General features: G+C 70.8%; 11 protein-coding genes. 9 read left to right on the top strand and 2 right to left on the bottom strand.

What is annotated here, in order from left to right; all coding sequences use genetic code 11:
- Positions 1-351: 351 nt before the first annotated feature.
- From QFZ71_RS09595 to glmS, 7 genes are all read left to right on the top strand, one after another.
- Positions 352-1,800, top strand: a complete 1,449-nt coding sequence (locus QFZ71_RS09595) for an aspartate aminotransferase family protein (protein WP_307667840.1) — start codon at positions 352-354, stop codon at positions 1,798-1,800.
- A complete protein-coding gene (locus QFZ71_RS09600) occupies positions 1,784-3,061 on the top strand; it encodes a lysine N(6)-hydroxylase/L-ornithine N(5)-oxygenase family protein (protein WP_307667841.1) in 1,278 nt (425 codons plus the stop codon). Before QFZ71_RS09595 ends, QFZ71_RS09600 begins: the two co-directional genes overlap by 17 nt.
- Entirely contained in the window at positions 3,058-3,627 is a 570-nt protein-coding gene (locus QFZ71_RS09605) for a GNAT family N-acetyltransferase (protein WP_307667842.1), read from the top strand. The genes QFZ71_RS09600 and QFZ71_RS09605 overlap by 4 nt, the downstream gene beginning before the upstream one ends.
- A complete protein-coding gene (locus QFZ71_RS09610) occupies positions 3,624-5,402 on the top strand; it encodes an IucA/IucC family siderophore biosynthesis protein (RefSeq protein WP_307667843.1) in 1,779 nt (592 codons plus the stop codon). Before QFZ71_RS09605 ends, QFZ71_RS09610 begins: the two co-directional genes overlap by 4 nt.
- A 107-nt stretch (positions 5,403-5,509) precedes the next feature.
- On the top strand, positions 5,510-6,391 hold the full coding sequence (locus QFZ71_RS09615; protein ID WP_307667844.1) for a DUF4429 domain-containing protein: 882 nt from the start codon (positions 5,510-5,512) through the stop codon (positions 6,389-6,391).
- Between the two features lie 86 nt (positions 6,392-6,477).
- The gene (locus tag QFZ71_RS09620; protein WP_018488852.1) at positions 6,478-6,753 is read left to right on the top strand and encodes a hypothetical protein; all 276 of its coding nucleotides are present in this window, start codon (positions 6,478-6,480) and stop codon (positions 6,751-6,753) included.
- Positions 6,754-6,824: 71 nt separating this feature from the next.
- Positions 6,825-8,654: a glutamine--fructose-6-phosphate transaminase (isomerizing) gene (gene glmS / locus QFZ71_RS09625; RefSeq protein ID WP_307667845.1), complete on the top strand. Its 1,830-nt coding sequence runs from the start codon at positions 6,825-6,827 to the stop codon at positions 8,652-8,654.
- Between the two features lie 140 nt (positions 8,655-8,794).
- Here the strand turns inward: glmS and QFZ71_RS09630 are convergent, their stop codons facing one another.
- Positions 8,795-9,316: a universal stress protein gene (locus QFZ71_RS09630; protein ID WP_307667846.1), complete on the bottom strand. Its 522-nt coding sequence runs from the start codon at positions 9,314-9,316 to the stop codon at positions 8,795-8,797.
- Positions 9,317-10,015: 699 nt separating this feature from the next.
- Entirely contained in the window at positions 10,016-10,180 is a 165-nt protein-coding gene (locus QFZ71_RS09635) for a hypothetical protein (RefSeq protein WP_307667847.1), read from the bottom strand.
- 183 nt (positions 10,181-10,363) lie between these two features.
- Between QFZ71_RS09635 and QFZ71_RS09640 the strand changes: the two genes are divergently transcribed.
- Positions 10,364-11,581: a helix-turn-helix domain-containing protein gene (locus tag QFZ71_RS09640; RefSeq protein ID WP_307667848.1), complete on the top strand. Its 1,218-nt coding sequence runs from the start codon at positions 10,364-10,366 to the stop codon at positions 11,579-11,581.
- 10 nt (positions 11,582-11,591) lie between these two features.
- A complete protein-coding gene (gene orn / locus QFZ71_RS09645) occupies positions 11,592-12,197 on the top strand; it encodes an oligoribonuclease (protein WP_307667849.1) in 606 nt (201 codons plus the stop codon).
- Positions 12,198-12,263 lie beyond the last annotated feature (66 nt).

Genomic DNA, 12,263 nt, shown 5'->3' on the forward strand with positions numbered 1-12,263 from the left:
CAGCCGTGCCCTTCGTCCGGGCACCGCCATGAGTCCTGCCTGCCGTCCGCGCATCGCGCACCGGGCATGGCGCACCGGGGGTCGGGAAGCGGACACCGTGGTGCGGGCTGCGGAAGCGGAAGCAGTGTCGGCCACCGCCCGCACCGGCCTGGACCAGGCACGACACAGGAAGTGAGGAGAGCAGGTGGAGGGATGGGGAGGAGGCGGCGGACAAGCGGTGCAGCCCGAGGGGTGAGGACGAACAACCCGATCGACTTAGGTTAGGCTTACCTAATTTCGACATCGCGCCCGTCCCCCTTTTCCTGCCCGGAGGGTGCGATGAAGATCCCCTCATCCGGGAGGCCCCTCACCATGCGTGCGCACCTGCTCAACAACGCGACCGCGGAGCACTATCGGACCACCGTCACCGCCGGAGTGGCACGGGTCGCGGCCACATTCGCCGCCACCGAGCGCCCCTTCAGCGGGATCGGGGTCGACGAGCTCTCCTCCGCCGTCGACACGATCGACCTCGACCGGCCGCTGGGCGACGCCGCCGCGGCCCTCGACGAACTCGGCGAGGTCTACCTCCGCGACGCCGTCTACTTCCACCATCCCCGCTACCTGGGCCACCTCAACTGCCCGGTCGTCATCCCCGCCGTCCTCGGGGAGGCCGTGCTCTCCGCCGTCAACTCCTCCCTGGACACCTGGGACCAGAGCGCGGGCGGCACCCTCATCGAACGCCGCCTGATCGACTGGACCACCGAACGGATCGGGCTCGGCCCGGCCGCCGACGGCATCTTCACCAGCGGCGGCACCCAGTCCAACCTCCAGGCCCTGCTGCTGGCGCGCGAGGAGGCGAAGGTCCGGCCCGAACACCTCACCCGGCTGCGGATCTTCGCCTCGGAGTGCAGCCACTTCAGCGTCCAGAAGTCCGCCAAACTCCTCGGCCTCGGCCCGGACGCCGTCGTCTCCGTCCCCGTGGACCGCGACAAGCGGATGCGGGCCGTGGGCCTCGCCCGTGCCCTGGAGAGCTGTGTGGCCGAGGGGGCCGTCCCGATGGCTGTCGTCGCCACCGCCGGCACCACGGACTTCGGCTCCATCGACCCGCTGCCCGAGATCGCGGCGCTCTGCGAGCGGTACGCCGTCTGGATGCACGTGGACGCCGCGTACGGCTGCGGACTGCTCGTCTCCCGCGAGCGGGGCGGCCTCCTCGACGGCATCGCCCACGCCGACTCGGTCACCGTGGACTACCACAAGTCCTTCTTCCAACCCGTGAGTTCGTCCGCCCTGCTGGTCCGCGACCGGGCGACCCTGCGCCATGCGACGTACCACGCGGAATACCTCAACCCGCGCCGGACGGCCGAGGAGAACATCCCCAACCAGGTCGACAAGTCCCTCCAGACGACCCGGCGGTTCGACGCGCTCAAGCTGTGGATGACCCTGCGCGTCATGGGTGCGGACGGGATCGGTGAGCTGTTCGACGAGGTCTGCGCCCTGGCCGCCGCGGGGTGGCGGCTGCTCGCCGCCGATCCGCGTTTCGACGTGGTCGTCGAGCCGCAGCTCTCCACCCTCGTCTTCCGCTGCGTCCCGTCCGGAATCGCCACGCCGGAAGCCGTCGACCGGGCCAACCTCCACGCCCGCGAGGCGCTGTTCGCCTCCGGCGAGGCGGTCGTCGCGGGCACCAAGGTCGGCGACCGGCAGTACCTGAAGTTCACCCTGCTCAACCCCGGGACGACGGTGCACGACATCGCCGCCGTCCTCGACCTGATCGCCGGCCATGCCGAGCAGTACCTGGGAGACTCCCTTGACCGCGCTTCCTGACCCCCACGACTTCATCGGGATCGGACTCGGACCGTTCAACCTCGGCCTCGCCTGCCTGACCGAGCCGATCGACGAACTGGACGGCGTCTTCCTGGAGTCCAAGCCCGACTTCGAGTGGCACGCCGGGATGTTCCTCGAAGGGGCGCATCTCCAGACGCCGTTCCTGTCGGACCTGGTCACCATGGCCGATCCGACCTCGCCGTACTCCTTCCTCAACTACCTCAAGGAGCGCGGCCGCCTCTACGCGTTCTACATCCGGGAGAACTTCTACCCGCTGCGGACCGAGTACAACGACTACTGCCGCTGGGCCGCCGGGAAGCTGAGCAGCATCCGGTTCGACGAGACCGTGGAGACGGTGACGTACGACGAGGGCACCGGGCTCTACACCGTGCGCACCGCGTCCGGAGCGCTGTTCCGCTCCCGTCGCCTCGTCCTCGGCACCGGGACCCCGCCCTACCTGCCGGAGTGCTGCCAGGGACTCGGCGGGGACTTCCTGCACAACTCCCGCTACCGGGAGCGGAAGGCCGACCTCCAGAAGAAGCGGTCGATCACGCTGGTCGGCAGCGGGCAGAGCGCGGCGGAGATCTACTACGACCTGCTCTCCGATATCGACACGTACGGCTACCGCCTGAACTGGGTCACCCGCTCCCCGAGGTTCTTCCCGCTGGAGTACACCAAGCTGACGCTGGAGATGACCTCGCCGGAGTACATCGACTACTTCCACGCACTGCCCGAGGAGACCCGCCACCGGCTGGAGACCGACCAGAAGGGGCTGTTCAAGGGCATCGACGGGGAGCTGATCGACGCGATCTTCGACCTGCTCTACCGGAAGAGCCTGCCGGGCCCCGTGCCGACCAGGCTGCTCACCAACTCGGCGCTCGTCAGCGCTCGTCACGACGAGGAGGGCGGCGCGTACAGCCTGGGTCTGCGCCAGGAGGAGCAGGGCAAGGACTACGGGATCACCACCGAGGGCCTGATCCTCGCCACCGGCTACCGGTACGAGGCTCCCGCCTTCCTCGCGCCGATCACCGGGCGGCTGCGCCACGACAGCCGGGGCCGCTTCGACGTGGCCCGCAACTACAGCATCGACACCACCGGGCGCGGGATCTTCCTCCAGAACGCCTCGGTGCACACCCACTCGATCACCTCGCCCGACCTCGGCATGGGCGCGTACCGCAACGCGTACATCATCGGCGAGCTGCTGGGCCGCGAGGTCTACCCGGTCGAGAAGTCCATCGCCTTCCAGGAGTTCGCCGTATGAGCCGCCCCCACGAACACCGCACCGGCGGACTCGGCGCGTTCACCGTACGACCGCTGGACCCCGCCGCCGACGCCGAGCTGGTGCACGGCTGGGTGACCCACCCCAAGGCCGCGTTCTGGCTGATGGGTGACGCGGAACTCGCCGACGTGGAGCGGGAGTACCGGAACATCGCCGCCCATCCGCACCACGACGCCTTCATCGGGCTGCACGACGGCCGACCCGCCTTCCTGATCGAGCGGTACGACCCCACCGAGGTCGAACTGAAAGGGCTGTACGAGGCGGAGCCCGGCGACGTCGGGATGCACTTCCTGGTCGCCCCGGCCGACACCCCGGTGCACGGCTTCACCCGCGCCGTGATCACCACCGTGATGGATTTCCTCTTCGCCGATCCGTCGGTGCGCCGGGTCGTCGTCGAACCCGACGTGACCAACAGTGCCGTGCAGGCCCTCAACAAGGCGGTCGGCTTCGAGGTGCTCCGGGAGATCGCCACACCGGAGAAGAACGCTCTGCTCAGCGCCTGCACCCGTGAGCAGTTCGAATCAGCAACCGGAGGCAACGACCGATGACGACCGCCCTCACCGACAGCGTCGCCCACCTCTCCCCGGAGCGCTGGGCCACCGCAAACCGACTGCTGGTACGGAAAGCACTGGCGGAATTCAGCCACGAGCGGCTGCTGACCCCCGCCCCGCTCGGCGACGACCGCTACACCGTCCGGAGCGACGACGCCTCCACCGAGTACCGTTTCACCGCGCGCCTCTTCGCCCTGGACCACTGGCAGATCGACGCCGACAGCGTCACCCGGCACCGACATGGCTCCGAACTGCCGCTGGATGCTGCGGAGTTCATCATCGACATGCGGACCACGCTGGGAATTCCGGCAGAGGTCCTGCCGGTCTACCTGGAAGAGATCTCCTCCACCCTGGCCGGAACCGCCTACAAACTCACCAAGGAACCGGTGACCTCCGGCCAACTCGTCGCCGCCGGCTTCCAGGCCGTCGAGACCGGGATGACCGAGGGCCACCCGTGCTTCGTCGCCAACAACGGCCGGCTCGGCTTCGGCGTGGACGAGTACCGGGCGTACGCCCCCGAAGCGGCCGCCCCCGTCCGGCTGGTGTGGCTGGCCGCCCACCGGGACCGCGCCGTCTTCACCGCGGGCGCGGGCCTCGACCACGAGGCGCTGATGAAGGAGGAGCTGGGCGAGGCGACCCGGAGCCGGTTCGACGGCGTACTGCGGGGTCTCGGCCTCGACCCTGACGACTACCTCCTGCTGCCCGTCCACCCCTGGCAGTGGTGGAACAAGCTCGCCGTCACCTTCGCCGGGGAGCTGGCCGAGCGCCGGCTCGTGCTGCTCGGCGAGGGTGAGGACGGCTACCTCGCCCAGCAGTCGATCCGGACGTTCTTCAACGCCGACCACCCGGAGAAGCACTACGTCAAGACGGCGCTCTCCGTGCTCAACATGGGCTTCATGCGCGGCCTTTCGGCCGCGTACATGGAGGCCACCCCCGCGATCAACGACTGGCTGGCCGCTCTGATCGACCGGGACGAGCTGCTGCGCCGGGCCCGGTTCTCGATCATCCGCGAGCGGGCCGCGATCGGCTACCGCCACCGGTCCTTCGAGGCGGCCACCGCCCAGGGCTCCCCGTACCGGAAGATGCTCGCCGCCCTGTGGCGCGAGAGCCCGGTGCCGGGGCTCCGGCCGGGCGAGCGGGTTGCGACGATGGCCTCGCTGCTGCACACCGACCACGAGGGCGGATCGGTGGCCGGGGCCCTGATCGCGGAGTCGGGACTGGACCCGCGGGTGTGGCTGCGGCGCTACCTGGACGCCTACCTGGTGCCGGTGCTGCACAGCTTCTACGCCTACGACCTGGTCTACATGCCGCACGGCGAGAACGTGATCCTGGTCGTGGAGGACGGGGTCGTCACCCGCACCGTCTTCAAGGACATCGCGGAGGAGATCGCGGTGATGGACCCGGACGCGGTGCTGCCGCCGCGGGTCGAGCGCATCCGGGTCGAGGTTCCCGAGGACATGAAGCCGCTGTCGGTCTTCACCGACGTCTTCGACTGCTTCTTCCGCTTCCTGGGCGCGGGGCTGGCCACCGAGGGCGTGCTCGACGAGGAGGGCTTCTGGCGGACGGTCGCCGCCTGTGTGCGCGGCTACCAGGAGTCGGCGCCGTACCTCGCGGAGAAGTTCGCGCGGTACGACCTGTTCGCACCGGAGTTCGCGCTCTCCTGCCTCAACCGCCTCCAGCTGCGCGACAACGAGCAGATGGTCGACCTCGACGACCCCGCCGGCGCACTCCAGTTGGCGGGCCGGCTGAAGAATCCGATCGCCGCGTACTGAGCCCCGGCCGCCGGACGGCGGCGCACCGACGACCACCGGGCGCCCGGGGGGGAACGGTTCCTCGGGCGCCCGCCCCGCTCCCCCGTCGCGCCGGCAGAATCGGCTCCATGGCGGAAATCATCCAGCGGGACGGAACATGGACGTTCGACGGGGACACCGTGCGCATCGTGCCGGGAGGAAAGGCGCACCCGGTCCGTTCCGCGCTGGGGGAGGTCGCCGTACCCGTGCGGGCGGTGGCGGGCATCTCGTTCGAGCCGGACCGCAAGGGCGGCCGGCTGCGGTTGCGGCTGCGCGGCGGGGCCTGCCCGGTGCTGCGGGCCGCCGACGGCCGGCTGGGCGACGGCGCCGACCCCTACGCGCTGACCGTGGAGAAGGACCGCACGGGGGTCGCGGAGTACTTCGTCGACGAGGTCCGCAACGCGCTGCTGATCGAGCAGGTGCCGGACGGTCCGGTGGACCGGTTCCTGCTGCCCGGCCCCGCCCTGCCGGTCTCCGGCGGGGGCGGTGACGGCACGGCCTCCTTCGACGGCGAGACCGTCCGGCTGACCTGGAACTGGAAGGCCGAGGAGTCCAAGACCGCCGGAGGCCCGGCCGTCATCCCGCTGGCGCGGATCGCGGCGGTGCGGTGGATGCCCTCGGTCGGGCTGGAGAACGGCTGGCTGCGCTTCGAGCCGGTCGAGGGGCCCGTCCCCGCGCCGCCGAAGTACGACCCGTACGCGCTGGACCTGTGGGGGATCTCCAAGAAGGAGCACACCGCCGTCCTGGTCGCGGCGGCGGTGCTGGTGCGGCTGCCCGCGGCCGGGAAGGCGCTCGACGCCCCGGAGGCGGCCCCGGCCGTGACGCGGGCCGCCGAGCCCGCCGCCCCTCCCGCCGGCGACCACGACGCGCTGCTGCGGCGGCTGCGGGAGCTGGGCGAGCTGCACCGGGCCGGGGTCCTCACCGACGACGAGTTCACCACCGCGAAGCAGGCCGTCCTGCGCATGATGTAAGGCGTCCGGGCAGGATTGCTCGGCCCGCTTGCCCGATATCGGGCAGATTTCTTGCGTAAGCGCGCTCCGGCACGCAATATCGACGGGTGCTCGAACGCCGCTCGTCGCATGACGACCTCATCGACCACCTCGTACGCTCCACCGCGCTCCAGCGCGGCGAGGCGGCGCGGGTGGTCCTCGACGTGCTGGCGTACTTCGACGAGAGCACCGACGACTTCGTCCGGCGCCGCCACCGCGAACTGCAGTCCGGCGGCCTGGTCAACACGGAGATCTTCGAGCGGATCGCGGCCGAGCTGCCGCACCGCGCCGTGGCGCCGCCGGAGCTCTCGCTCCGCCAGCTGCGCCGCATCGTCTACGGCTGAGCGAGCCGGGCGCCCGTGCGGGGCGTCCACCACGCGTGTGTACGTGTACGTCGAGGAGGGGCAGGGAATCCATGTGCGGGATCGTCGGATACATCGGGAAGCGTGACGTCGCTCCGCTGCTGCTGGAAGGGCTCCAGCGGCTGGAGTACCGGGGGTACGACTCCGCCGGCATCGTCATCACCGGCAAGGCCGCGGCGGGCAAGCCGGGCACGCTGAAGATGGTCAAGGCCAAGGGCCGGGTCCGCGAGCTGGAGGCCAAGGTCCCCAAGCGGTTCGCCGGCACCACGGGCATCGCCCACACCCGCTGGGCCACCCACGGCGCGCCCAGCGACGAGAACGCCCACCCCCACCTGGACGCGGAGAACAAGGTCGCCGTCGTCCACAACGGGATCATCGACAACGCCTCCGAGCTGCGCGCCCGGCTCACCGCGGACGGCGTGGTCTTCCTCTCCGAGACCGACACCGAGGTGCTGGTCCACCTGATCGCCCGCGCCGCGGCCGACACCCTGGAGGAGAAGGTCCGCGAGGCGCTGCGCCACGTCGAGGGCACCTACGGCATCGCCGTGCTGCACGCCGACTTCAACGACCGCATCGTGGTCGCCCGCAACGGCTCCCCGGTCGTCCTCGGCATCGGCGAGAAGGAGATGTTCGTCGCCTCCGATGTCGCCGCCCTGGTCGCCCACACCCGCCAGGTCGTCACGCTGGACGACGGCGAGATGGCCACGCTGAAGGCCGACGACTTCCGTACGTACACCACGGAGGGCTCCACCACGACGGCCACGCCGACCACCGTGGAGTGGGAGGCCGAGTCGTACGACATGGGCGGCCACGACACGTACATGCACAAGGAGATCTCCGAGCAGGCCGACGCCGTGGACCGCGTGCTGCGCGGCCGCATCGACGACCGGTTCTCCACCGTGCACCTGGGCGGGCTCAACCTGGACGCCCGTGAGGCGCGCGGGGTGCGCCGGATCAAGATCCTCGGCTGCGGCACCTCGTACCACGCGGGCCAGATCGGCGCCCAGCTGATCGAGGAGCTGGCCCGCATCCCCGCCGACGCCGAGCCGGCCTCCGAGTTCCGCTACCGCAACCCGGTCGTGGACCCCGACACCCTGTACGTGGCCGTCTCCCAGTCGGGCGAGACGTACGACGTGCTGGCCGCCGTCCAGGAGCTGAAGCGGAAGGGCGCGCGGGTCCTCGGCGTGGTCAACGTGGTCGGTTCCGCGATCGCCCGCGAGGCCGACGGCGGTACGTACGTCCACGCGGGCCCGGAGGTCTGCGTGGTCTCCACCAAGTGCTTCACCAACACGGTGGTCGCCTTCGCGCTGCTCGCCCTGCACCTGGGCCGTATCCGTGACCTGTCGGTCGCGGACGGCAAGCGGATCATCGACGGGCTGCGCCGGCTGCCGGAGCAGATCAGCGAGATCCTGGCGGGCGAGGACGAGATCAAGCGGCTCGCGGCGGAGTACGCGGACGCCAAGTCGATGATGTTCATCGGCCGGGTGCGCGGCTACCCGGTGGCCCGCGAGGCGTCCCTGAAGCTCAAGGAGGTCTCGTACATCCACGCCGAGGCCTACCCGGCCTCGGAGCTGAAGCACGGGCCGCTCGCGCTGATCGAGCCCGCGATGCCGACCGTGGCGATCGTGCCGGACGACGACCTGCTGGAGAAGAACCGCGCCGCGATGGAGGAGATCAAGGCCCGCAGCGGCCGCATCCTCGCCGTCGCCCACCAGGTCCAGGAGAAGGCCGACCACACCATCGTCGTGCCGAAGAACGAGAACGAACTGGACCCGATCCTCATGGGCATCCCGCTCCAGCTGTTCGCGTACCACACGGCCCTGGCGATGGGCCGCGACATCGACAAGCCGCGCAACCTGGCGAAGTCCGTCACGGTCGAGTAGACGGCCGCGCGCAGACATCGGGCCCCGTACCGTCCCCGTGACGGTGCGGGGCCCAACGCGTGCCGCAGCGAAGGCTTCTGACGGTGCCTCAACTCGGCCGAGGGCTCTCCGGGTGCCCTCGGGGCTCGCGGAGGGTGCGCTCAGGGGATGACGACGACGGGGCGCTGCGCGCGGCGCGCGAGGCGGCCGGCCACGGAGCCGAAGATCCGGCCGACGATGCCGTGCGTGGAGCCCACCACGATGGCGTCGGCGGCGTACTCCCGGCCGACCTCCTCCAGTTCGTGGCAGATGTCGCCCCCGCGCTCGACCAGCACCCAGGGGACGTCGGAGAGATAGTCCGCGCAGGCCAGCTCCAGGCCGAGGACCTCGGTGCGGTGGTCGGGGACGTCCACGAAGACGGGGGGCTCGCAGCCCGCCCAGACCGTGGTCGGCAGCCTGTTGGCGACATGGACGATGATCAGGCCGGATCCGGACCGGCCCGCCATGCCGATGGCATAGGCGAGGGCCCGCTCGCTGGACGTGGAGCCGTCGAAACCGACCACGACTCCGTGCCGGAAGGCGGGATCGCACGCATGGCGTGCTTCTTCGACCGTGCGCGGCTCCGACGCGGGGTCGGCTACCGGCTTGCGGTCCTTGGGTTCAGGGATTTCGTGACCGGCCATCGGTGTCTCGGCGAAGAGAGTCCTCGTGAGGAGGGAACGGTTTCGAGGTGCATCAGGTGCGTCAGCTGATGGTGAAGCTGTGTCCGGGAATCATCTTCCCAACCCCATACCCCCAAGGGTACGGCGTCACTCCTCCACCGCCCAGACCCCCGCAAAAGCGTGCGCGGCGCTGGAGGGAGCATGCACGAGCCTGTCCGGGATGGCAATGCCGGTTGTGTCGTACACCTGCCTGGGGGCGGTCGAACACGGGCGACCGTCCTGTTTTTCACGAGCGCCGGAGGAAGCGTGCCGGACCCGGCGGCGGGGCCCGCACCCGGTCTCCGTTGGCCACGCCCCGGCGGTTCCGTCACCCGGACGCGTGGAGGTCCGGGCGACCCGCCGCGGCGCCCCTCCCGCCCGGACCCGGCGACGGCCTCCGAAGGGGCCGACCGCGAGGTCGGCGGGACCCTCGCCGGCGGGCCGCCCGTCCCGGCGGGGGCCCAGTGGATCTCGTGTCCCACAGCGGATCGGCCGGTGCGTGCAGCCCCGCACCACCGCGGTCCACCGTGCGTCGCGGCGGCCCGCCGCGGCGGCGCTCCGCGCTCCGGACGCACCGGGATTCACCACGGCGAGGGAGCGCACCGGCGCGGTGTTCTCCGGGTGGTTGTGCGCCCGGCGTGACCGGATTCAGCACACACAACCGACTATTTCAAGCCAACTTCACCCGGGGGTACTCCCCTTCACCGGATGGCCGGACATCCCGCCGCCCACCAGGCAGGAACGGACCGCGCGGTACGCTTTCACCCGACGCGGACGGGCCACCTTCGCGAAGGGCACTTCCCTGCGCCCTTCGCGGATGGAACGCTTCGTGATCGAACGCTTCACGCCACGTTTCCTTATCGACATTGAGCTGGTGGGGGAAGGTGTCACGGCGGGACCACGCGACGCAGTAGATTTCGATCTTGAAAATCGGGGACTGGGGACACGTGCGACACCGAGGGGAAACGTGCTGGAGCGACAGGCCCGTAAGGACCAGGGAGACGCGAACACCGAGGGGGGCTTAGCGTCATGAGCCAGGACTCCGCCGCCGCGACGGAGGCCGCACGCAAGCTGACCGGGCGGCGACGCCGGGAAGTCGTTGCCGTGCTGCTGTTCAGCGGCGGCCCTATCTTCGAGAGCTCCATCCCGCTCTCCGTTTTCGGAATCGACCGGCAGGACGCGGGAGTTCCCCGCTACCGCCTGTTGGTCTGCGGGGGCGAGGAAGGACCGCTGCGCACCACCGGCGGCCTCGAACTCACCGCGCCGTACGGCCTGGAGGCGATCAGCAGGGCCGGCACCGTGGTGGTGCCCGCCTGGCGGTCGATCACCTCGCCGCCGCCCGCCGAGGCTCTGGACGCGCTGCGGCGCGCCCACGAGGAGGGCGCCCGCATCGTCGGTCTGTGCACGGGAGCCTTCGTGCTCGCGGCCGCCGGCCTGCTGGACGGACGGCCGGCCACCACACACTGGATGTACGCGCCGACGCTGGCCAAGCGCTATCCGTCGGTGCACGTCGATCCGCGCGAGCTGTTCGTGGACGACGGCGATGTGCTGACGTCCGCCGGCACGGCCGCCGGGATCGATCTCTGCCTCCATATAGTCCGCACCGACCACGGCACGGAGGCCGCCGGGGCACTCGCCCGCAGGCTCGTGGTGCCGCCGCGGCGCAGTGGCGGGCAGGAGCGCTACCTGGACAGGTCTTTACCCGAGGAGATCGGCTCCGACCCGCTCGCCGAGGTCGTGGCCTGGGCCCTGGAGCATCTGCACGAGCAGTTCGACGTGGAGACGCTCGCCGCGCGCGCCTACATGAGCAGGCGGACCTTCGACCGCAGGTTCCGTTCGCTCACCGGGAGCGCACCGCTGCAGTGGCTGATCACCCAGCGGGTGCTGCAGGCGCAGCGGCTGCTGGAGACCTCCGACTACTCGGTGGACGAGGTCGCCGGCCGCTGCGGCTTCCGCTCCCCGGTCGCGCTGCGCGGGCACTTCCGCCGCCAGCTCGGCTCCTCCCCCGCCGCGTACCGGGCCGCCTACCGGGCCCGTCGTCCGCAGGGGGTGGCGGAGAGCGCCACGACGGTGGTCGAGACGATGGTGCCCAGCCAGGGGCCGCCGTCCGGACGCCGGGGCTCTCCGGCGTCTTCCGCACCGGTGGTCCTGGCGGCCTCGGTGGGGTCCGGGGAGCACTCCCTGCCCGGTCCCGACGCGTTCGTTCCCGGACGCCCGGCGCTGCCGGGGCAGCGGAGTGCCCCGTAGGGTGGGGCCCATGAACGACCGCATGGTGTGGATCGACTGCGAGATGACCGGGCTCTCGTTGACGGACGACGCACTCATCGAGGTGGCCGCCCTGGTCACCGACTCGGAGTTGAACGTGCTCGGCGAAGGGGTGGACATCGTGATCCGCCCGCCGGACGCGGCCCTGGAGACGATGCCCGAGGTGGTGCGGCAGATGCACACCGCCTCGGGCCTCCTCGACGAGCTGGCCGGGGGCACCACCCTGGCGGACGCCGAGGAGCAGGTCCTGGCCTACGTCCGCGAGCATGTGAAGGAGCCCGGCAAGGCCCCGCTCTGCGGAAACTCGGTCGGTACCGACCGCGGGTTCCTGGCGCGGGACATGCGGGAGCTGGAGGGGTACCTCCACTACCGGATCGTGGACGTGTCCTCGGTCAAGGAACTGGCCAGGCGCTGGTTCCCGCGGGCGTATTTCAACAGCCCGGACAAGAACGGCAACCACCGGGCGCTGGCGGACATCCGTGACTCCATCACGGAGCTCCGCTACTACCGGGAGGCGGTCTTCGTGCCGCAGCCCGGCCCGGACTCCGAGCGCGCCAAGGAGATCGCGGCGCGTCTGGCGGCCCCGGCCGCACCGTAGGAACCCGCTGGTCACGGGCGCGCCGAGCGCCCGTGGACCGGCGCCGGGAAACGGTGGCGCGAGCAC

Origin of the sequence: Streptomyces sp. V2I9, assembly GCF_030817475.1 — a bacterium.
In the GTDB taxonomy this organism is placed as follows: Bacteria; Actinomycetota; Actinomycetes; order Streptomycetales; family Streptomycetaceae; genus Streptomyces.